23 protein-coding genes are annotated in these 22,926 nt (G+C 73.3%); 15 read left to right on the forward strand and 8 right to left on the reverse strand.

Annotated elements, in window-relative coordinates:
- Position 1: 1 nt before the first annotated feature.
- Genes LN037_RS21525 through LN037_RS21540 form a run of 4 tightly spaced genes read right to left on the reverse strand, consistent with a single transcriptional unit; the run spans position 2 to position 3,204 of the window.
- Positions 2–850 (reverse strand): amino acid ABC transporter permease, encoded by an 849-nt coding sequence (locus tag LN037_RS21525; RefSeq protein ID WP_230756635.1) that lies wholly within the window; start codon positions 848–850, stop codon positions 2–4.
- Positions 847–1,521 (reverse strand): amino acid ABC transporter permease, encoded by a 675-nt coding sequence (locus tag LN037_RS21530; protein WP_230756637.1) that lies wholly within the window; start codon positions 1,519–1,521, stop codon positions 847–849. Before LN037_RS21530 ends, LN037_RS21525 begins: the two co-directional genes overlap by 4 nt.
- 57 nt (positions 1,522–1,578) lie before the next feature.
- Entirely contained in the window at positions 1,579–2,466 is an 888-nt protein-coding gene (locus LN037_RS21535) for a glutamate ABC transporter substrate-binding protein (RefSeq protein WP_255694666.1), read from the reverse strand.
- Between the two features lie 9 nt (positions 2,467–2,475).
- Complete coding sequence (locus tag LN037_RS21540; protein ID WP_230757025.1) at positions 2,476–3,204, reverse strand: amino acid ABC transporter ATP-binding protein; 729 nt, start codon at positions 3,202–3,204, stop codon at positions 2,476–2,478.
- A 129-nt stretch (positions 3,205–3,333) separates the two neighbouring features.
- On the opposite strand from LN037_RS21540, the gene LN037_RS21545 reads away from it, so the two are divergent.
- Both LN037_RS21545 and LN037_RS21550 read left to right on the forward strand, forming a co-directional pair.
- A complete protein-coding gene (locus LN037_RS21545; RefSeq protein WP_230756643.1) occupies positions 3,334–3,990 on the forward strand; it encodes a response regulator transcription factor in 657 nt (218 codons plus the stop codon).
- 16 nt (positions 3,991–4,006) lie between these two features.
- A complete protein-coding gene (locus tag LN037_RS21550) occupies positions 4,007–5,410 on the forward strand; it encodes a sensor histidine kinase (protein WP_230756645.1) in 1,404 nt (467 codons plus the stop codon).
- Here LN037_RS21550 and LN037_RS21555 read toward each other — a convergent pair.
- Complete coding sequence (locus LN037_RS21555) at positions 5,397–6,335, reverse strand: TAXI family TRAP transporter solute-binding subunit (protein ID WP_230756648.1); 939 nt, start codon at positions 6,333–6,335, stop codon at positions 5,397–5,399. The genes LN037_RS21550 and LN037_RS21555 overlap by 14 nt on opposite strands.
- A gap of 40 nt (positions 6,336–6,375) precedes the next feature.
- On the opposite strand from LN037_RS21555, the gene miaB reads away from it, so the two are divergent.
- Positions 6,376–7,878, forward strand: coding sequence for a tRNA (N6-isopentenyl adenosine(37)-C2)-methylthiotransferase MiaB (gene miaB, locus LN037_RS21560; RefSeq protein WP_230756650.1), 1,503 nt, complete (start codon positions 6,376–6,378; stop codon positions 7,876–7,878).
- Positions 7,875–8,330 carry an Rv2732c family membrane protein gene (locus LN037_RS21565; RefSeq protein WP_230756653.1) on the forward strand — a complete coding sequence of 152 codons (456 nt, stop codon included), beginning with the start codon at positions 7,875–7,877 and terminating at the stop codon, positions 8,328–8,330. The genes miaB and LN037_RS21565 overlap by 4 nt, the downstream gene beginning before the upstream one ends.
- A 1-nt stretch (position 8,331) precedes the next feature.
- Here LN037_RS21565 and LN037_RS21570 read toward each other — a convergent pair whose 3' ends face one another.
- Positions 8,332–10,275, reverse strand: a complete 1,944-nt coding sequence (locus LN037_RS21570; protein WP_230756656.1) for a potassium transporter Kup — start codon at positions 10,273–10,275, stop codon at positions 8,332–8,334.
- 91 nt (positions 10,276–10,366) lie between these two features.
- Here LN037_RS21570 and LN037_RS21575 point away from each other — a divergent pair, with 91 nt between their 5' ends.
- From LN037_RS21575 to LN037_RS21585, 3 genes are read left to right on the forward strand one after another with little or no spacing between them, the layout of a single operon-like run.
- Complete coding sequence (locus tag LN037_RS21575) at positions 10,367–11,584, forward strand: NRAMP family divalent metal transporter (RefSeq protein WP_230756659.1); 1,218 nt, start codon at positions 10,367–10,369, stop codon at positions 11,582–11,584.
- A complete protein-coding gene (locus LN037_RS21580) occupies positions 11,584–12,189 on the forward strand; it encodes a 5-oxoprolinase subunit B family protein (protein ID WP_230756661.1) in 606 nt (201 codons plus the stop codon). The genes LN037_RS21575 and LN037_RS21580 overlap by 1 nt, the downstream gene beginning before the upstream one ends.
- Positions 12,186–13,055, forward strand: coding sequence for a 5-oxoprolinase subunit C family protein (locus LN037_RS21585; RefSeq protein ID WP_230756666.1), 870 nt, complete (start codon positions 12,186–12,188; stop codon positions 13,053–13,055). Before LN037_RS21580 ends, LN037_RS21585 begins: the two co-directional genes overlap by 4 nt.
- Here LN037_RS21585 and LN037_RS21590 read toward each other — a convergent pair.
- On the reverse strand, positions 13,052–13,633 hold the full coding sequence (locus tag LN037_RS21590; RefSeq protein WP_230756669.1) for a TetR/AcrR family transcriptional regulator: 582 nt from the start codon (positions 13,631–13,633) through the stop codon (positions 13,052–13,054). The genes LN037_RS21585 and LN037_RS21590 overlap by 4 nt on opposite strands.
- Before the next feature lie 96 nt (positions 13,634–13,729).
- Between LN037_RS21590 and LN037_RS21595 the strand changes: the two genes are divergently transcribed.
- The 8 genes from LN037_RS21595 to LN037_RS21630 all read left to right on the forward strand — a co-directional run bounded on the left by LN037_RS21595 (position 13,730) and on the right by LN037_RS21630 (position 20,947).
- Positions 13,730–15,025: a cytochrome P450 gene (locus LN037_RS21595; RefSeq protein WP_230756672.1), complete on the forward strand. Its 1,296-nt coding sequence runs from the start codon at positions 13,730–13,732 to the stop codon at positions 15,023–15,025.
- Positions 15,026–15,063: 38 nt separating this feature from the next.
- Positions 15,064–15,330, forward strand: a complete 267-nt coding sequence (locus LN037_RS21600; protein WP_230756675.1) for a hypothetical protein — start codon at positions 15,064–15,066, stop codon at positions 15,328–15,330.
- Positions 15,331–15,458: 128 nt separating this feature from the next.
- Entirely contained in the window at positions 15,459–16,121 is a 663-nt protein-coding gene (locus tag LN037_RS21605; RefSeq protein ID WP_230756678.1) for an HAD family hydrolase, read from the forward strand.
- 85 nt (positions 16,122–16,206) lie between these two features.
- On the forward strand, positions 16,207–17,421 hold the full coding sequence (locus LN037_RS21610) for a sedoheptulose 7-phosphate cyclase (protein WP_230756681.1): 1,215 nt from the start codon (positions 16,207–16,209) through the stop codon (positions 17,419–17,421).
- Complete coding sequence (locus LN037_RS21615) at positions 17,418–18,203, forward strand: O-methyltransferase (RefSeq protein WP_230756684.1); 786 nt, start codon at positions 17,418–17,420, stop codon at positions 18,201–18,203. The genes LN037_RS21610 and LN037_RS21615 overlap by 4 nt, the downstream gene beginning before the upstream one ends.
- Positions 18,203–19,513 carry an ATP-grasp domain-containing protein gene (locus tag LN037_RS21620; RefSeq protein ID WP_230756687.1) on the forward strand — a complete coding sequence of 437 codons (1,311 nt, stop codon included), beginning with the start codon at positions 18,203–18,205 and terminating at the stop codon, positions 19,511–19,513. The genes LN037_RS21615 and LN037_RS21620 overlap by 1 nt, the downstream gene beginning before the upstream one ends.
- Before the next feature lie 82 nt (positions 19,514–19,595).
- On the forward strand, positions 19,596–20,516 hold the full coding sequence (locus LN037_RS21625; protein WP_230756690.1) for a D-alanine--D-alanine ligase family protein: 921 nt from the start codon (positions 19,596–19,598) through the stop codon (positions 20,514–20,516).
- Between the two features lie 11 nt (positions 20,517–20,527).
- Positions 20,528–20,947 carry an NUDIX hydrolase gene (locus tag LN037_RS21630; protein ID WP_230756693.1) on the forward strand — a complete coding sequence of 140 codons (420 nt, stop codon included), beginning with the start codon at positions 20,528–20,530 and terminating at the stop codon, positions 20,945–20,947.
- Here the strand turns inward: LN037_RS21630 and LN037_RS21635 are convergent.
- Positions 20,934–22,898 carry an HNH endonuclease signature motif containing protein gene (locus tag LN037_RS21635; RefSeq protein ID WP_230756696.1) on the reverse strand — a complete coding sequence of 655 codons (1,965 nt, stop codon included), beginning with the start codon at positions 22,896–22,898 and terminating at the stop codon, positions 20,934–20,936. The two genes, LN037_RS21630 and LN037_RS21635, sit on opposite strands and share 14 nt — an antisense overlap.
- Between the last annotated feature and the right edge of the window lie 28 nt (positions 22,899–22,926).

Consider the following 22,926-nt stretch of genomic DNA (forward strand, 5'->3'; position numbering starts at 1 on the left):
CCTACACGGCGCCGTCGACGACGGGGGCCGGTGCGGGGGAGGTGCGCCGCGTGCGGGCCTCGAGCCGATTGGCCAGCAGCGTGAGCAGCAGGCACAGCGTGATGTAGACGATCGCCACCACGAACGCCACCGGCAGCAGCGGCCGGCCGAGCTGCCCGGACGAGCCGAGCACGCGGGCCTGGTAGAGCAGCTCGGGGTAGAGGATGAGGAACCCGAGCGCGGAGTCCTTCAGCAGCACCACGAGCTGGCTGACGATCGTCGGCAGCATGGAGCGCACCGCCTGCGGCAGCAGGACGAACCGCATGACGGCGGACTTGCGCATCCCCAGCGCGTACGCCGCCTCCGACTGCCCGCGCGGCACCGCCTGCACCCCGGACCGGAAGATCTCCGCGAGCACGGACCCGTTGTAGAGGGTCAGCCCGACGACGACCGCGGTGAAGGTCGAGACGGTGACGCCGACCGAGGGCATGCCGAAGTAGAAGATGAACATCAGCACGACCAGCGGCACGGCCCGGAAGAACTCGACGATCCCCGTGGAGACCGCCCGCAGCCAGGCGTGGTCGGAGAGCCGCCCGAGGGCGAACACCGCCCCGAACACCAGCGCCAGCACGGCGCCGGCCGCGAAGGCCCGCAGCGTGTTGACCAGCCCTTCGAGGAGGGCGAGCTGGATGTTCTCGTAGAGGATCCACTCCCAGACGCGACCCTCGAACTGGCCGGTGGCGACCAGTCGGACGATCACGTAGGCGAGCAGGGCGGCGACCACGATCACCGCGACGACCCCGAGCACGCCGTTGCGGGCCCGGGCCTTCGGACCGGGGACGTCGAACAGGACGGCGGTGGGAGCGCTCATCGGGCACCTGCCTTGACCGCACCGCCCGAGGAGGCCGACCAGCGGCGTTCCAGGGAGCGCTGCAGCAACGTCAGAGGGGTGATCAGGATGACGAAGCCGAGGGCGACCCACAGCAGGCCGACCAGCGTGGAGTAGCCGCGCTCGGAGAGCACCTGGTAGATGCCGCCCGCCTCGACGACCGAGAAGCCCGCGGCCACCGTGGTGTTCTTGAGCAGCGCGATCTGCACGCTCGTCAGCGGCGGCACCACCGCACGGATCGCCTGCGGCAGGATGATCAGCGACAGGGACTGGCCGAAGCCGAGCCCCAGGGCCCGGGCCGCCTCGGCCTGGCCGGGCGGCACCGTCGTGATGCCGGCGCGCACCGTCTCGCAGACGAACGCCGCGGTGTAGAGCGACAGCGAGACGACGGCCAGCGTGAAGAAGCTGAGGTCGGCGATCTCGAGCAACGGGAAGCCGAACGCGAAGAAGAAGAACACGAGCGTCAGCGGCGTGTTCCGCAGCAGGGTCACGTAGGCGGTGCCCGCGACCCGCATGGCGGGGACGGGGCTCACCCGCATCGCGGCGAGGACGGTGCCGAGCACCAGCGACGCGACCGCGGACAGCACGAACAGTTCGACGGTGCCGAGGAAGCGGCTGCCGAACTCACCGAGGTTGTCGAGCAGGACGTTCATCGAGGTCTCCCCAGGGAACGGCAGGGCCCGGCTCGCACCGGGCCCTGCCGCACGCGATCAGTACCGCTGGATGGCCGGCGGGGTGGCCGGCGTGCCCGACTTGCCGAGGGTGGCGTCGTAGATGCGCTGCCACGTCCCGTCGGTCTCGGCCTGCTGCAGCAGGTCGTTCACCTTGTTGCGGAAGGCCACGTCGTCCCGGGGGACGCCGATGCCGTAGGGCTCCTGGGAGAAGACCTGGCCGACGACCTTCAGCTGCTGCGGGTCCTGCGCGGCGAAGCCCTTGAGGATGGCGTCGTCGGTGGTGACGGCGTCGACCTGGCGGGCGATCAGCTGGTTCACGCACTGCGAGTAGGTCTGGAACTCGACCACGTTCTCGGGCTGGGTCAGGTTCTGCTGCCGCACCCGCTGGATCGGCGTGGAGCCGGTGACCGAGCAGACCTTCTTGCCCATCAGGGTCTGCGGGCCGGTGATGGAGGTGTCGTCGGCGCGGACGAGCAGGTCCTGGCCGGCCTGGTAGTACGGCCCGGCGAAGCCGACGCGCTGCTTGCGGTTGTCGTTGATCGTGTAGGTGCCGACGTAGTAGTCGACGTCGCCGCGGGAGATCGCGTCCTCCCGGGCGGCCGACGGGACGACGACGTAGTCGATGCGGTCGGCGGGGACCCCGAGGCCCGCGGCGATCATGCGGCCCATCTCGATGTCGAAGCCGGTGTACTGACCGGTGGTCGGGTCCTGCACGCCGAGACCGGGCTGGTCGTTCTTGACGCCCATCTTGACCCGGCCGGCCTGCTGGATCTTGGCGAAGGTCGCCGAGCCCGGGACCTGCACGTTCTGGGCGACCGGGAAGGTGAGCTGCTCGCTCGGGGTCTGCCCCGGGCCCCCCTCGCGCCCACAACCGGCGAGCACGAGGGCCGCGAGGGCCACCAGGATGACGCTGACGCGCCTCATGAACACTCCTTAGTGGGTGAGGATCTTGCCGAGGAAGTCGCGCGCCCGCTCCGAGGAGGGACGCTGGAAGAAGGCGTCGGGGGTGGAGTCCTCGACGATCTCGCCGTCGGCCATGAACACGACGCGGTGCGCCGCGCGGCGGGCGAAGCCCATCTCGTGGGTGACCACGACCATCGTCATGCCGTCGCGGGCGAGGTCGGACATCACCTCGACCACCTCGCCGACCATCTCCGGGTCCAGTGCCGAGGTCGGCTCGTCGAAGAGCATGACCTTGGGGTCCATCGCGAGCGCGCGGGCGATCGCCACGCGCTGCTGCTGACCGCCGGAGAGCTGGGCGGGGTACTTCGAGGCCTGGTTCCCGATGCCGACGCGGTCGAGCAGCGTCCGCGCCCGGTTCTCCGCCTCGCCCTTCGACACCTTGCGCACCTTGATCGGCGCCAGGGTGACGTTCTCCAGGATCGTCTTGTGGGCGAACAGGTTGAACTGCTGGAACACCATGCCGACGTCGCTGCGCAGTGCCGCGAGGTCGCGGCCCTCCGCCGGCAGCTCCTTGCCGTCGATCTCGACGACGCCGCCGTCGATCGGCTCCAGGCGGTTGATCGCCCGGCACAGCGTCGACTTGCCGGAACCGGACGGCCCGAGCACGACGACGACCTCGCCGCCCGCGATCTCCAGATCGATGTCCCGCAGCACGTGGAGGTCGCCGAAGTGCTTGTTGACCCCGGCGAGACGCACCATCGGTGTCATCAGTGGTCCTCCTCACATCGACCCGACGGCGGGGAACCTTGCCGGGGGATTGACGGGGCGAGAAGGGGTCTTGAGGAAGGCTTAGGGTTGTCTTGACACGGCCGAAACGAGGTGACGCGGGTGCGCATCCTGCTGGTGGAGGACGACGACCGCGTCGCCGCCGCCCTGCGGACGGCGCTCGCCCGCCAGCAGATCGAGGTCACCCGCCTCGCCACGGGGCGGGACGTCGTCGCCCACCTCCCGGGCACCGACGTGGTCCTGCTCGACCTCGGGCTGCCCGACGTCGACGGCATCGACGTCTGCCGCCGCATCCGCGAGGCCGGCGACACCCCGGTGATCGTCGTGAGCGCCCGCGGCGAGGTCGACGACCGCATCCTCGGCCTGCACTCCGGGGCGGACGACTACCTGGTCAAGCCCTACGACGCCGGCGAGCTGCTGGCCCGCATCCACACCGTGCTGCGGCGGCGTCGCCCCGAGCCGTCCGCGGACGTCGTCGACCTGGGTGCCGGGCTCGTCGTCGACCTCGCCCGGCGGGAGGTCCGCGACGGCGGTGAGCCCGTGGCGCTGAGCCGCAAGGAGTTCGCGGTGCTCGCGCAGCTGGCCCGGGCCGACGGCGCGGTGTGCACCCGCGACCGCATCGTCGCCGAGGTCTGGGGCCGCACCTGGCCGGGCGCCAACCGCACCCTCGACGTCCACGTGGCCACGCTGCGCACGAAGCTCGGCCGCCCCGACGTCGTGACCACCGTCCGCGGCGTCGGGTACCGCCTGGCGCGCTGATGGGGCGGGAGAGCTGATGCGCACCCGCCTGCTCGTCGTCGTGTCCGTGCTGGTCGTCGCGGTGGTGCTCGGGCTGGGGATCCCGCTCGCGATGGCGGCCGCCGCGGCGTCGACCGCGGAGATGTTCACCGACCGCCTCGGCGACACCACCCGGTTCGCGGCGCTGGCCCAGCGACCGGTCACCGACTCCGACACCGCCGCGCTGGGCACGGAGCTCGCCCGCTACGACGAGCTCTACGACGCCCCGGCCGCCGTCCTCGACCGGCAGGGCGAGGTGCTCGTCGCCTCCCGCCCGTCGGTGGCGGCGAGCATCGCGGAGGCCGACGACGAGGCGCGGATCGCCCTCGCGCTCGCCGGTCGACGCTCGCCGACCCACACCACGATCTGGCCCTGGGACACCCGCCCGATGCTGCTCGCCGAGCCGGTCCTCGTCGGCGGCGAGGTCCGGGGCGCCGCGGTGACGATCTCGCCGACCGGGTCGGTCCGCGGCGCGGTGCTGCTCGTCTGGGGTGTGCTCGCGGCGGTCGGCGCGGTGGCGCTCGCGGTCGGGGCCCTCGCCGCGCTGCCGCTGGTGCGCTGGATCCTCTCCCCGGTCGAGGAGCTCGACGCCGGGACGGCCCGGGTGGCCGCCGCGGTCCGCGCCGGTCGCCCGGCCGAGCCGATCGGCGGCGACCACGGGCCGCCCGAGCTGCGTCGCCTCACCCGCGACTTCGACGCGATGGCCGCGACCGTGTCGGCCACGCTCGAGGCGCAGCGCTCCTTCGTCGCCGACGCCGGGCACCAGCTGCGCAACCCGCTGACCGCCCTGCGGCTGCGCCTGGCCACGCATGCCGAGGACCTGGTCGACGCGCCGGTCCCGGCCGAGGTCCGCGAGGGCCCGGGCGCCGCGCTCGAGGAGATCGACCGGCTCACCGCGGTCCTCGACGCCCTGCTCGCCCTCGCGCGCACCGAGGGCCGGGTCGCGCCGCCGGTGGAGGTCGGGCTCGACCGGGTCCTCGACGAGCGCGTCGGGACGTGGTCGGTGCTCGCCGAGTTCGAGGGCCTCGAGCTCCGCCGCGCGGGTGCCCGCGGTCTCGTCGTGCACTCCGACCCCGTCACGGTGACCACCGTCCTGGACGCCGTGCTCGACAACGCCGTCAAGTACGCGCCGCGCGGTTCGGCCGTGGAGCTGACGACGGCGCGCGTGGAGGGCACGGTCGAGGTCGCCGTCCGCGACCACGGCCCGGGCCTGGACCCCGACGAGCTCGAGCGCGCCACGGAGCGGTTCTGGCGCAAGTCCGGGCACGACGGCGGGTCCGGGCTCGGCCTGGCCATCGCCGCCCGCGGCGCCGAGCGGGCGGGCGCCGCGCTCTCGCTGGAGCTGCCCGACGACGGCGGGTTGCGGGTGGTCCTGCGGTGGCCGCCGGTCAGTACGGCTTGAGCGCCCGGTAGGCCTCGGCGGCACCGGCGTGCAGGGCCACCGGTTGTGTCCCGATGGCGGTGCGGGGGTCGACGGCGCGACCCGCCGGGTCGGCGGCGACGAGGGCGTCGACCCGGTCGAGCAGGACGCGCGTGAGCCCGCGCGCGGTCGGCGCCGACATCGCCGCGGTGACGAGCAGGACGTTGCGCACGGCCACCGTCGTCACCGGGTCCCCGATGCCGTAGGTGCGGGCGGGCACCGTCGTGACGTCGTAGACCGGGTAGGCACGGCGCAGCGCGTCGACCTCGACGGTCAGGTCCAGCAGCCGCAGCGGCACCGACCGCGCCAGGTCCTCCACACCCGCCGTCGGGACCCCGCCGGACCAGAAGAACGCGTCGATCCGGCCCGCGCGCAGCGCCGCGATCGACTCGCCGAGCCCGAGCTGCACCGCCGTCAGCCCGGTCTCCGGGAACAGCCCGACCGTGGCGAGCAGGCGCGGGGCGATGACCAGCACCCCGGAGTTGGGGGCACCGACCGAGACACGGCGGCCGCGCAGGTCGGCGAGGCGCCGGACGTCGGAGGACGCGGGGACGACGACGTGGATCGCGTCGTCGTGCATCCGGGCGAGGGCCTGCAGCGGACGGTCGGGCCGCGCGCCGTCGACCGCCCCGTCGGCGGCCACGTCGAGGGCGCAGAACGCGACGTCGGCGAGCCCGGACGCGAGCATCCCGACGTTGTCGACCGAGCCCTGGCTGTCGAGCAGGGTCGTCCGGGCGCCGAGGTCGGAGCGCCACACGTCGACGAGGGCGGCGCCGAGCCGGTGGTAGACCCCGGCCGGGGTGCCGCTCGCGAGGGCCACCGGGGCGCCCGCGCCGTCCCCGGCGCACGCCGCGGTCCCGAGGGTCAACGCCCCGGCGCCGAGGAGCACCGCACGTCGACCGACCACGGGGACATCCTCCCAGTCGGCGGGCCTACCCTGGAGCACGATGACCAGGACCTTCGCCATCCGCACCCACGGGTGCCAGATGAACGTGCACGACTCCGAGCGCCTGGCGGGCGTCCTCGTCGAGGCGGGCTGGGAGCCGGCGCCCGACGGGCAGGCCGTCGAGGACGCCGACCTGGTCGTGTTCAACACCTGCGCGGTGCGCGAGAACGCCGACAACAAGCTCTACGGGCAGCTCGGACGCCTCGCCCCGGTGAAGGCGGCCCGCCCCGACCAGCAGATCGCGGTCGGCGGCTGCCTCGCCCAGAAGGACCGCTCCACCGTCACCGCGAAGGCCCCCTGGGTCGACGTCGTGTTCGGCACGCACAACGTCGGCTCGCTGCCGGCGCTGCTCGAGCGCGCCCGGCACAACGGCGAGGCGCAGGTGGAGATTCTCGAGGCGCTCGAGACGTTTCCCTCCCACCTGCCCGCGCGGCGCGACTCGGCCTACTCGGGCTGGGTGTCGATCTCGGTGGGCTGCAACAACACCTGCACGTTCTGCATCGTGCCCTCGCTGCGGGGCAAGGAGGTCGACCGGCGCCCGGGGGAGATCCTCGGCGAGGTCGAGGCGCTGGTCGCCGAGGGCGTGCTCGAGGTGACCCTGCTCGGGCAGAACGTCAACGCCTACGGCGTGGACTTCGCCGACCGGGCGACCGGGCGGACCGCGTTCGCCGACCTGCTGCGGGCCTGCGGCGAGGTCGAGGGCCTCGAGCGGGTCCGGTTCACCAGCCCGCACCCGCGGGACTTCACCTCCGACGTCATCGCCGCGATGGCCGAGACCCCGAACGTCTGCCCGCAGCTGCACATGCCGCTGCAGTCCGGCTCGGACCGCGTGCTGCGTGCGATGCGCCGGTCCTACCGCGCGCGGCGCTACCTCGACATCGTCTCCGAGGTCCGCGCGGCGATGCCCGACGCGGCCCTGACCACCGACATCATCGTCGGCTTCCCCGGCGAGACCGAGGAGGACTTCGTCGAGACCCTGCGGGTCGTCGAGGAGTCCCGGTTCGCCCAGGCGTTCACCTTCCAGTACTCGCCGCGGCCCGGGACGCCGGCGGCGACGCTGCCCGACCAGGTGCCGAAGGCCGTCGTCCAGGAGCGCTACGAGCGGCTGGTCGCGCTGCAGGAGGAGATGTCGCTCGCGGGCAACCGGGAGCAGGTGGGTCGCGAGCTGGAGCTGCTCGTGGCCACCGGCGAGGGGCGCAAGGACGCGGCGACCCGCCGGATGTCCGGCCGGGCGCGTGACGGCCGGCTCGTGCACTTCACCCCCACCGGGGTCGAGGGGCCGATCCGCCCCGGGGACGTCGTCACCGTCCGGGCCACCTACGGCGCCCCGCACCACGTCGTCGCCGACGGCGACGTCCTGGCCCACCGCCGCACCCGCGCCGGGGACGCGCACGAGGCGGGGACCCGCCCGACGACGCCCCGCGTCGGGTTGGGCCTGCCGGGCGTGGGTAAGCCGCAGGAACAGCCGGTGGAGACCGGATGCACCGTCGGGAGCCGCGCGTGAACCCCTTCGACCACGACACCGAGACCGAGCGGTCGGAGCCCGCCCGCCCGGCGATCTCCCGCGAGGTCGACTTCGGGCCGAAGGTCCTCGTCGTCGCGATCGCGATCTTCGTCCTGCTCGTGGCTGCGATCCTGCGCTGGACCGCGTCCGGGGCGACCGGGTGGCAGGTGGTGTCCGGCGACCCGGGCGTCACCGCGCTCCCGCGGCTGTTCTCCGTCCTGGCGCTCGTCTTCGGTGTCGGTCTGTCCGTCGCGTCGGTGATGACGCGGCGCTGGGTCCTCGTCTTCGTCACGGCGGCCGGGTGCGCGGTCACCTCGGTGACCGGCGTGTGGGCAGTGTGGTCGCAGAACACCGTGCCCGGGGGCGGTCCGGGGTTCGGCCTGGTCCTCGCGCTCCTCGCGATGGTGGTGCTCACCGGCCGCTGGGCCGGCTGGGCCTTCTCCCGGACCTGAGTCAGAGCTCCATCGTCGAGCCCATCACGACGGTGCGGGCCACCGGCAGCTTGAACGAGCTGGCCGGGGAGGCGGCGTTGTGGGCGAGCCCGACGAACAGGCGCTTGCGCCACGCGGGCATCCCGGGCGCGTCGCCGCGCTCGATCATGACGCGGGAGATGTAGTAGTACGCCGTCTCCGGGTCCGCCCCCTCGAGCTCGGGGGAGAGCCCGCAGGCCAGACGCAGGACGTCGGGCACGTTCTGCCGGTCCTGGAAGCCGAAGCGGGCGCGGACGTGCACCACGCCGTCGTGCGAGTGCTGGAGGTCGTCGACGGTCACCCGCCCCTCCCGGGGCACGTGCGGGACGTCGACCGCCTCCAGCGAGACGATCACGACCCGCTCGTGCAGCACGTGGTTGAACTCCACGTTCGCGCGCAGGGCCAGCGGCGCCGTCTCGTTCGTCGGGTGCGGGAAGACGGCCGTGCCCGGCACGCGGGGGACGTCCGTCAGCTCGTCGAGGAACTCGTGCAGCGGACCCTCGAGGGAGGTCCGGCGCTGCGTGATCACGCGGCGCCCGCTCTGCCACGTCGTCATCGTGACGACGACGACCGCCGCGACCAGCAGGGGCAGCCAGCCCCCGGACACGATCTTGACGACGTTCGCGCCGAAGTACAGCAGCTCGATCGTCCCGAAGAGCACCCCGAGGCCGATCACCTGCCACCACGCCCACCGCCACGTGGTGCGGGCGTGCAGCAGGAACAGCGTGGTCGAGATGAGCAGGGTGCCGGTGACCGCGAGCCCGTAGGCGGTGGCGAGGCTCGCCGAGGACCGGAAGGTGGCGACGAGGATCAGCACCCCGCCGAAGAGCAGCCAGTTCACCGCGGGCACGTAGACCTGCCCGCTCTCGCGCGTCGAGGTGTGCAGCACCGTGAGCCGGGGCAGGTAGCCGAGCCGCATCGCCTGCAGCGAGACCGAGTAGGCGCCGGAGATGACGGCCTGCGAGGCGATCACGGTGGCCGCGGTGGCGAGCACGATCAGCGGGATCCGCGCCCAGCCCGGGGCGAGCAGGTAGAAGGGGCTGGAGACGGCCGCCGGGTCGTGCAGGACCAGGGCGCCCTGGCCCAGGTAGTTGATGATCAGGGCCGGGAAGACGGCCCAGAACCAGGCCATCCGGATCGGGCGGCGCCCGAAGTGGCCCATGTCGGCGTAGAGGGCCTCGGCGCCGGTGATGGACAGGACGACGGCGCCCATCGCGATGAACGCGGTGTACGGGTGGTCGGCGATGAAGGCGACGATGTAGGTGGGGGACAGGCCGAGGAGCACGTCCGGGTGCTCGACGACGTGCGGCAGCCCGAGGACCGCCAGCACCAGGAACCACACGGCCATCACCGGGCCGAACAACCGCCCGACCCGCTCGGTGCCGCCGCGCTGCACCACGAACAGCAGCGCGAGGATCACCGCGCCGATCGGCAGGACGGCCTCGGCGAGCTCGGGGCGGACCACCTCGACGCCCTCGACGGCGGAGAGCACCGAGATCGCCGGCGTGATCAGCGAGTCGCCGTAGAACAGGGCCGCCCCGAGGACGCCCAGACCGATCGCGAAGGTCGACGCGCGCCCGCGCAGCGCGCTGCGGACCAGCGCGGCCAGCGCCATGACGCCGCCCTCGCCGTCGTTGTCGGCGCGCAGCATGAACACGACGTACTTGATCGTCACGATCACCAGCACGGACCAGAAGATCAGCGAGATGACGCCGTAGACGTCGCCCGGCGTGGGGCTGACCGCGCCGTCGTCGATCGAGAACACCGTCTGCATCGCGTAGAGCGGGCTGGTGCCGATGTCGCCGAAGACGACGCCGAGCGCGCCCAGCGCCAGTCCGGCCGCGCCGGTCCGACCGAGCGTCGCGGGGTGGTCGGCGCCCGTGGAGCGTCCGCGCGGGGTGGCGACGCCGTCGACCGCCTGAGTCATGGTCGACAGTGTGCTCCGCGCGGACGAGCACGGCGGGTCGAACCCCGCAGCACGGGTTGACGGACGGTCCGGCGATTCCTACCGTGCCCGGATGGCCGAGGACGAGGCGCGGCCGACCGTCGACGTGAAGCGCAGCCTCGCCGTCGCGGGCGCCATGTTCCTCATGGCGATGTCGGCGGCCGGACCCGGCTTCATCTCGCAGACCGGCACGTTCACGGCGCAGTACGGGGCGTCGTTCGCCGCCGCGATCGTCGCGAGCGTGCTGGTCGACATCGCCATCCAGCTCAACGTCTGGCGCATCATCGGGCTCTCCGGCATGCGCGCCCAGGACCTGGCCAACCGCGTGCTCCCGTACTCCGGGCACGTGCTCGCGTTCCTCGTCGTGCTCGGCGGGCTCGTGTTCGGCATCGGGAACATCAGCGCGGCGGGCCTCGGGTTGTACGACGCCACCGGGCTCGACCTCCGGCTCGGCGCGGTGCTCAGCGCCGTCCTCGCGATCCTGATCTTCCACTACCGCGCGCTCGAGGGGACGGTCGACCGGGCGGTGCTCGTGCTCGGCGTCCTCAAGATCGGCCTGATCGCGGTCGTCGCGGTGGTCACCGGGCCGCCCGTCGGCGAGGCGGCCCTGCGCACCGTCGCCCCCGTCGGGCTCGACTTCCTGCCGATCCTCACGCTGATCGGCGGCACCGTCGGCGGCTACATCACCTACGCGGGCGCGCACCGCCTCATCGAGTCCGGCACCACCGGGCCGGAGCACCTGGGCACGATCAGCCGTGGGTCGGTCAACGGCATCCTCGTCACGGGCGTGCTGCGCATCCTGCTCTTCCTCGGGATCCTCGGCGCCGTCGCCGCGGGCGCCCGGCTCTCCGACGCCGACCCGGCGGGCTCCGCCTTCGAGTTCGCCCTCGGCCCGGTCGGGCTGCAGCTGTTCGGGGTCGTGCTCTGGACGGCGGGCATGACGTCCACGATCGGCGCCTCGTTCACCTCGGCGACCTTCCTGCGGACGCTCTCCGGGGTGGTCGACCGCCGGTTCAACCTGACGATCTCGGCCTTCATCACGGTCTGCACCGTCGCGTTCCTGCTGCTGGGGCAGACCCCCTCGGCGCTGCTCGTGTTCGCCGGCGCCTTCAACGGGCTGATCCTGCCGTTCGGGCTCGCGATCCTGCTCTGGATCGGCTGGCGGCGCCGTGACCTGCTGGCCGGGCTGCGCCAGCCGGTCTGGCTGCTCCTGATCGGGCTCGCCGCGTTCGTGTTCACCCTTGTCGCGAGCGTGCAGTCGCTCGCCAAGCTGCCCACCATCTTCGGGTGATGCACACCCGACCCTGCGGGGACACCGGCCTGCTCGTCGAGCTCGACTCGCTCGACGACGTCCTCGCCCTGCACGCGGACCTGGCCGCGGACCCGCCGTCGGGAACGGTGGACCTCGTGCCGGCGGCGCGCACGGTGCTGGTCCGCGTCCGCGCCGCGACCGACCTGGCGGCCGTGGCGGCCGACGTGCTGGCGCGGACGCCGGAGCCGGCGTCGACGCGGGGCGGCGACACGGTCGAGATCGCGGTGACCTACGACGGCGAGGACCTCGACGAGGTCGCCCGGCACACCGGGCTGGCCCCCGAGGAGGTGGTCGAGGCGCACACCGGGCAGACCTGGACGGTCGCCTTCGCCGGGTTCACCCCCGGGTTCGGCTACCTCGTCGGGGCCGACGACCGGCTCCACGTGCCGCGCCGGGAGTCCTCGCGCACCCGCGTCCCGGCCGGGGCGGTCGGCCTCGCGGGCGAGTTCAGCGGCGTCTACCCGCGGGAGTCGCCGGGCGGGTGGCAGCTGATCGGGCGCACCGACCACGTGCTGTGGGACCTCGACCGCGACCCGCCCGCCGTGCTGCGCCCCGGCACCCGCGTCCGTTTCTCGCGCGCATGATCACCGTCCTCGCCGCGGGCCCGCAGACCACCGTGCAGGACGTCCGCGGGCGGCCCGGCCGCGCCGACCTCGGCGTCGGGGTCTCCGGCGCCGCCGACCGCCGCGCCCTCGCGCTCGCGAACCGGCTCGTCGGCAACGACGCCTCGGCCGCCGGCCTCGAGATCACCCTCGGGGGCTTCGCCGCTGCGTTCCCGACAGAGCGGTCGAGCACGCCGATCGGGGGTGTGGTCGCCCTAACGGGCGCCCCCGCGCCGCTCACGATCGGCGGCCGCGCGGCGGACCCGTACCGACCCGTCGCCGTGCCGGCGGGCGCGGAGCTGCGGCTCGGGACCCCGCCGACCGGCCTGCGCAGCTACCTGGCCGTGCGCGGCGGGATCGCCGTGGAGCCGGTGCTGGGGAGCCGGGCGACCGACGTCGTCGCCGGGCTCGGACCCGCCGTCGTGACCGAGGGCGACGAGCTACCGGTCGGGCCGGCACCCGCGCGCCCCGTGCCGGCGGTCGACCTCGCGCCGCCACCGCGGGCGGACGGGACGCTGCGGGTGGTCCTGGGTCCCCGCGCGGACTGGTTCGCCGGCCCGGGCCTGCTGCTGCACCGCCCGTGGACCGTCACCGACGACCTCAACCGCGTCGGGTTCCGGCTCGACGGTCCGGAGCTGGCGCGGGCCGAGGGGTTCGCGGGCGTCGAGCTGCCGAGCGAGGGGGTGATCCGGGGGAGCGTGCAGGTGCCGCCGTCGGGCCGGCCCACGGTGTTCCTCGCCGACCACCCGGTCACCGGCGGGTACCCCGTGATCGCCGTCGTCCTCGACGCCGACACCGACGCGGCGGGGCAGCTGCGACCGGGCGAGCAGGTGCGGTTCCGGCTCTAGCGGTGGGCGAGTGCGCTCGCCGCCGTCGCGAGCTCCGCGACGTGGGCTGCGACCCGCTGCGGCGGGTGCAGCGGGAGCACGACGTGGCTGACCGTGAGCCGGGTGACGGTCTCCGCGACCGGGGTGAGGACCCGCGGGTCGAGGTCGGGGTGGTGGCCGCCCAGGGTCGCGACGAGCCGGTCGCGGGCCCGGATGATCACCGGGGCGCCGTCGCTCGTCAGCAGCGGCAGGAACTCGTCGCTGCTCGTGCCGACGAGCACCGCCGTGAGCAGGGGGTCGGAGGCCGCCGTCTCGAGCGTGTGGAGCACGGCCGCCTCCCACTGGTCCCGCAGCGTGTCCCGCGCGGCGATCGCGGCGTCGATCCCGGTGAGGAACCGGTCGAGCAGGCGGTGGACCAGCGCCTCGGCCACGCCGTGCTTGTCGCCGAAGGCGTTGTAGACGGTCTGACGGCTGACCCCGGCCCGCGTGGCCACGGTGCGGACCTGCAGGCCGTCCCAGCCGTGGGCGATGACCTCCTCGGCGGCGACGTCCAGCACCGCGTCGCGCAGCTGTTGCCGAGCCGTGTCGCGAGGAGCCACGGGACGGAGCCTACCTGGACACTCGTCCCTCTTGTGTTTGACACTTCGAGCCGATGTGTCCATAGTTCGGGTCGTCGCCGCCACAGGAGGTCACCGATGACCCAGCACACGACCAGCACCGCCAGCGGGAACCCGGACCGCCCCCACGACGTCGAGGACATCTCCTCGAAGGCGTTCTGGTCCGCCACCGGCGAGGAGCGCGAGCGGACGTTCGCGCGGCTGCGGGCCCGCGGGACCATCACGTGGCACCCGCCCATGGAGGACTCGCTGCTCGACGACCCGGAGGACTTCGGGTTCTGGGCGGTGACGACCTACGACGACCTGGTCGAGGTGACCCGCCGTCCGGACGACTTCCTCTCCGGGCCGGGCATCCTCATGGAGAGCGCGCCGCACGAGTTCGTCGAGGCCGCGCAGTCGATCATCGGGATGGACCCGCCCCGGCACACGAAGATGCGCCGGCTGGTCTCGGCAGCCTTCACGCCGAAGCAGATGCGGCGGATCGACGACCGGATCGCGGCGAACGCCCGCACGGTCGTCGACAACCTCCTCGAGCGGGCCGAGGCCGGCGGCGGCACCGCGGAGTTCGTCGCCGAGTGCGCCGAACTGCTCCCGATGCACAACATCAACGACATGATGGGCGTGCCGGACGGGGACCGGCAGGAGGCCAACCGCGAGATGAAGGTGCTCGTCGGGTGGCAGGACCCGGAGCTGGTCGGGACCACCCAGGAGGAGCGCCTGGGCCGGATGTTCCAGGCGATCGTCACCACCCACCAGCTCTGCACCCGGCTCGCCAACGAGCGTCGGGAGGAGCCGCAGGACGACCTCATCACCGCGCTCGTGGAGGCCGAGGTCGACGGCGAGAAGCTGACCGACGCCGACATCGCGGCCTTCTTCTGCCTCCTCACCATCGCGGGCACCGACACCACGCGGCAGTCGACGAGCCACGGGCTGCGGGCCCTCACCGACCACCCGGACCAGCGCGCGTGGCTGCTCGAGGACCTGGAGAACCGGGTCGCGCCCGCTGTCGAGGAGATCGTGCGCTGGGCGACGCCGATCATGACGTTCCGGCGGACCGCCGCCCGCGACCTCGAGTTCCGGGGACAGCAGGTCACCGCGGGGGACAAGGTCGTCATGTTCTACAGCTCGGCCAACCGGGACGAGACCCGCATCGAGCGCCCGCACGAGCTCGACCTGTCCCGGCACCCGAACCCGCACGTGAGCTTCGGCGGCGGCGGCATCCACCACTGCCTCGGCAACCAGCTGGCCCGGTTCCAGCTCCGTGCCCTGTTCACCGAGCTGCTCACCCGGGCCCCGCACATCGCCGCGGGCGAGCCGGAGCTCATGCCGGGCAACTTCTTCCACGTGGTCAAGCGGATGCCGGCGCACCTGTAGGCCGAACCGCTCGTGGGCGCCCGCCCGAACCGAGTCCCGTGACCGACGACGGCGGGCGGCCCCTGGACGGCCGGGAGCAGGTGGAGTTCGAGGCCATCCTCTCCGGCTACCGCCGCACCGCCCGCCGCCCCGGCGACGCGCCCGCCCCCGCGGCGGTGGCCGCGGTGCTCGCCGGCGCGCTGCTCGTCGCGGTGGCCACGGCGCTCCTCCCGGCCCCGCTCAACCTGTGGGCACCCGTCGTCGTGCTGGCCCTCGTGGCGGGGCTGGCGCTGCTGCGCGGAGTGTCGGAGGCCTCTCGACGTTAGGTCCGGAGTTCCCGGGGTAGCCCTTCCACCGAGGAACCTCGTCCGTCGTCCGGTGGCCACCGGCGTCGGCTCCCACGCACCCGACGCGGAGACGACCGTCTCCCCGCCATCACAGGAGCGGCTGACCCGTGACCTCTGCGATCTTCTTCGGCTCGATCTCGACGGTGGTCGACACCTCCGAGCTGCAGCGCAAGGCCTTCAACCGGGCCTTCGCGGAGCACGATCTCGACTGGGAGTGGAGCCGCGAGGACTACCTCGCGATGCTCGAGAGCAACGGTGGGGCCCAGCGGGTCGCGGACTTCGCGGCCCAGCACGGCCAGTCGGTCGACGCCGACGCGGTGCACGCGACGAAGTCGCGCATCTTCCAGGAGTCGCTCGCGACCGAGCAGACCGCTCCGCGGCCCGGCGTGCTCGACGTCGTGCGCGGGGCCAAGGAGTCCGGCCTGAAGCTGGGCCTCGTCACGACGACGAGCCGGGACAACGTGCGCGCGCTGCTCGACGCGCTCGAGCCCGACATCCGGTCCGCCGACTTCGACGTCATCGAGGACACCTCCCGGGTCCAGAACGTCAAGCCCGACCCCGAGGTGTACCGCACGGCGCTGCGCGAGACCGGCCTCGAGCCCGGCGACGTCGTCGCCATCGAGGACAACGTGGGCGGCGTCGCCGCCGCCAAGGGCGCCGGCATCACCACGGTCGCCTTCCCGAACGCCAACACCGCGGGCCACGACTTCTCCGCCGCCGACACGCAGGTGGACGAGCTGAACCTCGCCCAGCTGCGCGCGCTCGCGTAGCGGCCCCCGACCTCTCGTTCGACCGGCCCGGCGGTCCCGCCGGGCCGTGATTCGACCTGCCCGGAAGAACCCAGGAGCCCAAGCCATGGTCGCCCCTCAGCCCACGTTGACCAGTACCGAGACCGCGTTCCACGTCGAGGCCTACGAGAAGATCGACTACTCGCTGGTCTACGTCGACGGCGTGTTCGACCCCGCCAACACCCAGCTCGCCGACACCTACCGGCCCTACGGTCGCGCCCTGATGATCGTGGACCGCACCGTCCACGAGCTCTACGGCGAGCAGATGCGCGCCTACTTCGACCACCACGGCCTCGAGCTCACGACGTTCCCGATCCTCATCCGCGAGCCGGACAAGACGCTGGCGACCGTGGAGAAGATCGTCGACGCGTTCGGCGACTTCGGGCTGAACCGCACCGAGCCGGTGCTGGTGGTCGGCGGCGGCCTCATGACCGACGTGACCGGCACCGCGTGCTCGCTCTTCCGCCGCTCCACGCCCTACATCCGCATCCCCACCACGCTCATCGGGCTGATCGACGCCAGCGTGGCGATCAAGGTCGCGGTCAACCACGGCAAGAACAAGAACCGCCTCGGGTCGTTCCACGCCTCGCAGCAGGTCATCCTCGACTTCTCGTTCCTGAGGACGCTGCCGGTGGACCAGGTCCGCAACGGCATGGCCGAGCTGGTCAAGATCTCGACGGTCGGGAACTCCGGCATCTTCGAGCTGCTCGAGAAGTACGGCGAGGACCTGCTCCACACCCACTTCGGGCACGTCGACGGCACCCCCGAGCTGCGCGAGATCGCCCACCGGCTCACCTACGACGCGATCCGCACGATGCTCGAGCTCGAGGTGCCGAACCTCTGGGAACTCGACCTCGACCGCGTCATCGCCTTCGGGCACACGTGGAGCCCGACCATCGAGCTGACGCCGTTCCCGCCGTACTTCCACGGGCACGCGATCTCGATCGACATGGCGCTCTCGACGACGCTCGCCGAGCGCCGCGGGTACATCTCGGTCAGCGAGCGCGACCGCATCTTCTGGCTGATGAGCCGCATCGGGCTGACCCTGACGAGCCCGTACCTCACGCCGGACCTGCTGGCGAAGGCCACCGACTCGATCACCCAGACCCGCAACGGCCAGCTGCGCGCGGCGGTCCCGCGGCCGATCGGGGCCTGCTACTTCATCAACGACCTGACTCCCGAGGAGCTCGCCGAGACGGTCGGGACGCACAACGAGGTCGTCCGGTCCTACCCGCGCCAGGGCGAGGGCGAGGACATGTTCGTGGTGCCGGAGGAGGCGTGACGAAGACGGCGCCCGGCGCCGCCCGCCCGGTCACGCCCGCGTCGATCCTCGCCGCCCGCCTCGAGACCCTCCTCGAGCGGGCGGCCGGGAGCGGGCTGGAGGACGAGCTGCGCGCGGCGCGCGACCTCGCCGTCGGGCTGGACCCGTACGTCGAGTCGATGACCTCGCCGGAGTCGCCCGACCTCGCCGCCCTCGCCGAGGCGACGGCGGCGTACGACTGGCGCGACGCCGCCGGGTCGCTCGAGCAGGAGATGCTCTCCGGGCACGTCGAGGGGCGCTTCCTCGCGCTGCTCGCGCACGTCACGCGGGCCCGGCGGGTGCTCGAGGTCGGGATGTTCACCGGCTACTCGGCGCTCGCGCTCGCGGAGGCCCTTCCCGACGACGGGTCGGTGGTCGCCCTGGAGATCGATCCCGAGGTGGCCGCGTTCGCCCGCGAGCAGTTCGCCGGATCGGCGGCCGGGCGTCGCATCGACGTCCGGGTCGGTCCCGCGGGCGAGACGCTGGCCGCGCTCGCCGGCGAGTCGTTCGACCTCGTGTTCATCGACGCCGACAAGACCGGCTACGCCGACTACCTGGAGACGATCCTGACGACGGGTCTGCTCGCTCCCGGTGGCCTCGTCGCGGTGGACAACACCCTGATGCAGGGGCAGCCGTGGGCCGGGCCGGACACGGTGAACGGGCGGGCGATCGCCGAGTTCAACGCGGCGGTGGCGGCCGACCCTCGCGTCGAGCAGGTGGTCGTGCCGCTGCGCGACGGCATCACCCTCATCAGGGTGCTCTGATGAACCGCGTCCTGCGCAACGTCGGCATGCAGGCCCTGCTGGCGGCGGCGCTCCCCGCGAACCTCGCGGTGACCGGGGGCGCCCTGCTGTGGAGCGCGGTCGTCGGGAAGCCCGAGCGGGAGCGGCCCGACCGGCGCCGGACCGTGATGCTGAGCGGCGGGAAGATGACGAAGGCGCTCGCGCTCGCGCGGGCGTTCCACGCGGCGGGGCACCGGGTGGTGCTCGTCGAGGCGGCGCGGTACCGCTGGACCGGACACCGCTTCTCGACGGCGGTGGACGCGTTCCACGTCGTCCCGCCGCCGGACGACCCCGGCTACGCGCAGGCCCTGGTCGACGTGGTGCGCGCGGAGGGCGTCGACGTCTACGTCCCGGTGTGCAGCCCCGCGTCGAGCTGGTACGACGCGCTCGCGAAGCCGCTGCTCGAGCAGTACTGCGAGGTCGTGCACGGGGACGCCGACGACATCGGCACCGTCGACGACAAGGGGGCCTTCGCGGCGGCCGCGTCCGAGGTGGGGCTGCCGGTGCCGGACACGCACCGCGTCACGTCGGCGGACGAGGTGGCGGCGTTCGACTTCCCGCCCGGGGCGACGTACGTGCTCAAGTCGATCCCCTACGACTCGGTGAACCGGCTCGACCTGACGCCGCTCCCGCGCAGGTCGGCGGCGGAGACGCGCGCGTTCGCGGCGTCGAAGCCGATGTCGTCCGAGCGGCCGTGGATCCTGCAGGAGTTCGTGCGCGGCACGGAGTACTGCACGCACGGGACAGCGCGCGACGGGGTGCTGACGGTGTACTGCTGCTGCGAGTCCTCGGCGTTCCAGCTCAACTACGACCACGTCGACGTCCCCGCGATCGAGGACTGGGTGACGCGGTTCGTCGCCGACCGGAAGCTCACGGGGCAGTACTCGTTCGACTTCATCGTCGGCGAGGACGGTGCGGTGCGGGCGATCGAGTGCAACCCGAGGACGCACTCGGCGATCACGATGTTCTACGACCGGGAGCCGGCGCTGGCGCAGGCGTACCTGTCCGACGACGTCGCCGCGACGCTGCGCCCGACCCCGGAGAGCCGGCCCACCTACTGGCTCTACCAGGAGCTGTGGCGGCTGCTGTCCGACCCGGCCTCGGTGGGCGAGCGGTTGAGCACGCTGTGGGAGGGCACCGACGCGATCTTCTCGGTGCACGACCCGCTGCCGTTCCTGCTGGTCCACCACCTGCAGATCCCGTCCCTGCTGCTCGAGAACCTGCTGGCGGGGCGGGACTGGGTCAAGATCGACGTCAACATCGGCAAGCTGGTGGAGGTGGGCGGCGATTAGGGCTCTGCACCTGGTCGGGTCGCCGACCGACGAGTTCTTCGCCGACCTCTCCCGGCTCTACGCGCGGGGGGCGCTGTCGGCGGTGGGCGGCCCGGGCGACGCCGTCGCGCACGTCTCGCCCGACGGCCGCTGGCGCTTCCCGCGGGACCTGTCGCCGGAGGCCCTCGAGGCGGCCCCGCCGGTGGACCTGGCGGGGGCCGTGGGGCACCTGACCGCGCTCGCCCCCGACGTGATGGTCCCGCAGATGTTCTGCCCGGCCGGCATGACCGCCTACCGGGGTCTCTTCGACGTGCTCGGTGTGCCCTACGTCGGGAACCCGCCCGAGGTCATGGCGGCCTCCATGGTCAAGCCGCGGGCGAACGCGCTGGTGGCGGCGGCGGGCGTCGACGTGCCCGCCTCGGAGGTGCTGGCGGCGGGGGAGTCGCCGGGTCTCGAGCCACCCGTCGTCGTGAAGCCCGCGGACGCGGACAACTCGGTGGGGACGACGCTCGTGCGGGCGGCGGGGCAGTACCCGGACGCGCTCGCCGCGGCGTTCGAGCACTCGTCGTCGGCGCTCGTCCAGACGTTCGTGCCGGCGGGCCGGGAGGTGCGCTGCGGGGTGCTCGACCGCGGGCACGGGCTCGAGTGCCTGCCGCTCGAGGAGTACCCGGTGGGCGATCTCGCCCCGATCCGCGGGGAGGCCGACAAGCTGGCGCGGTCCGACTCGGGGCAGCTCGGGCTGGTGGCCAAGGGCGAGGGCCGGGCGTGGATCGTCGACGTCGCCGACCCGGTGGTCGACGCCGTGTGGGAGGCCTCGCGGCGCTGCTACACGGCCCTGGGCTGCCGGGACTACGGGTTGTTCGACTTCCGGATCGACCCGGACGGCCGCCCGTGGTTCCTGGAGGCGGGCCCGTACTGCTCGTTCAGTCCGTCGAGCGTGGTGGCGATGATGGCCGCGGCCGGCGGGATCGAGCTGCCGACGTTGTACGGCGACCTGCTGGCGCGCGCCGTCGCCCGGGGGTGACACTGCGGTCCGTGATCAGGCCGCTGGTGCTGGGCGTGGTGCGTCGGGGGGACGACCTCCTGGTGCTCGAGGGACACGACACCGTCACGGGCGAAACCTTCTACCGGCCGCTCGGTGGGGGCATCGAGTTCGGTGAGCTCTCCGAGCAGGCGCTGCACCGGGAGTTCCGCGAGGAGCTCGACGTGTCGCTGACGGGCGTCGCGCGTCTCGGGGTGCTCGAGAACGTCTTCGAGCACGAGGGCGTCCCGGGCCACGAGATCGTGGTGCTCTACACGGCCTCGATCACCGACCCGGCCTTCTCCCAGCGCGCCGACCCGGGGCCGATCCTGGACGAGGGCACTCCGGTGCGCTGGCTGCCGTTGCGCGACGTCGTCGCGGGGCGGGCCGTGCTGTACCCGACGGGTCTGCTCGAGCTCCTCACCGGTCAGTAGGGCGGGTCGTCGTCGTTCTCGGGGGTGGGGTGGCGACGCGTCGGATGGGGCGGCGGGCGAGGAGGTATTCGACGGTGGCGAGGGCGGCGGTGGTGATGCGGCCGTCGGGGGTGGGTCTCGGGGTGTAGTCCGTGGTGGTCGGTGCGGGCTGGTGGACCGGCGTGTGGTGGTGGGCGGGCAGCGGGTCGGGCAGGGGGCGGACGACGCGGCTTCGGGTGTGGTGGACGGTGCCGGTGGGGTCGGTGATCTCGAAGTGGCCGGGGGTGGGTTGGTGGTAGGTCCAGCCGCGGCGGTGCTTGGCGGCGTGGTGGGCGGGGCAGAGGTTGGCGAGGCCGTCGGCGCGGGTGCGGCCGCCGTGGTGCCAGTCGAGGGTGTGGTCGTGTTCGCAGCGGCGGGCGAGCGCGGTGCAGCCGGGGGCGACGCAGACGGGGTCGCGGGCGTCGATCCAGCGGGCGAGGGCGGCGCCGGGCAGGCGGCGGTCGGCGTCGCGGTCGGTGGTGGCGGGGTGGTCCTCGGGTGCGGCGGCGCGGGAGCGGCGGTGGGCGGTGAGCAGGTCGGCCAGCCACGGGTCGTGTGTGGCGGTGGTGTCGAGTTCGTCGAGCAGTGTCTCGGGGGCGGTGATCTCGACGGTGCGGCGGTGGTGGCGGGGGTCGTGGTGGGCCCCGGGTGGGGCACGGTGGACGAGCAGGTGGGTCAGTCGGCCCTGGTGGTCGTGGACGAGGACGTGCCAGCGGGCGGCGCCGAGGTCGTGGGCGCGGCGGCGGGCGATCTCGGGGAGGGTGCCGCCGAGGCCGGGGAGTTCGGCGGGTCGTTCGTCGTGTCCGAGCAGGGTCGACAGGCGCATCCGCAACGCGACCCCGGCCGGGTGCGGCACCACCACCGGCGCCGGGTCGGTCGCTGAAGTGGCACCGCCGCTGCCATCCGGGGCGCTGCCGTCCGGGGCGCTGCCGTCCGGGGCGCTGCCATCTGAGGCGCTGCCATCCGTGCCGCCGCCGAGGTCGTCGCTCCCCGGTCCGCTGTCGTCCGGCCCGCTGCTGTCCGGGTCGTCCGGCCGGTCCGGGTCGTCCGGGTCGTCGTCGGGGCCGTTGTCGTCGGGATCGTTGTCGTCGGGGTTGCTGTCCGGGTGGCCGGCGAACTCGGCCACCACGGCGTCGGTGACCGCGGAGTCGTCGAGCCCGGCCAGGGTGCCGTCGAGGAGCCGGGTGAAGATCCGGGCGCAGAGGAACCCGACCCCCAGATCGACCCCGAGGACCGCCAACCGGGCCTGCACCGCGACCGCCAGCGCGTCCAGATGCGACTTGGCGTCCTGGGCGAGGTCGGGGCGCAGGTCGTAGCCACACAGGTCGACCGCCCCCGACGGGGAGGTCCGCGCCGCCACCCGCGCCCGCGCGACCGCGGCCGCGAGCCGCCCCGCCGCCCACTCCGGGTCCAGCGCGCGGGCGACCTCGAGGATCCGTTCGCGCAGCGCCTGGTAGGCCAACCCGGGCGCCTCGGGCAGCACGATCCGGACCACCTCGGCGACCTGGTGGTCCTCCAGCCCCTCGGTCGCGGAGTCGAAGATGTCGGCCTTGCGTTCCTCCAGCAGCCCCGCGTACATCGCCTCGCCCAACGCCGGCTGGGCATCCAGCACGAAACACGCCAACCCGTATCGGGCCGACGCCGTGATCGGCGACCAGCCCAGGTTCGCCGCCGCGGCCTTCGGGGCGAACCCGTCGTCGAGGACGCGGCGGCAGTCGTCGGCGCGGGCCCGGCAGGTCTGACGCAGCGCGTCGAGGAACACCACGTCGTCGTGGTTGCGCTGCCGGAACGCCGCCCGCATCCACGCCGCGGCGTGCTGCCCGGTCAACTCGGCCGGCGACACCTGCGCCAGCGCGGCCGCGAGCCCCGGACCAGCAGGGATCCCCGCGAACGGGTCCCCACCCGGGGTCTCGACGCCCACCACCGCTGCCATGATTCGAACACTAGTACGAAGGTCCGAC

It is taken from the genome of Actinomycetospora soli (assembly GCF_021026295.1).
GTDB classification, from domain to species: Bacteria; Actinomycetota; Actinomycetes; order Mycobacteriales; family Pseudonocardiaceae; genus Actinomycetospora; species Actinomycetospora soli.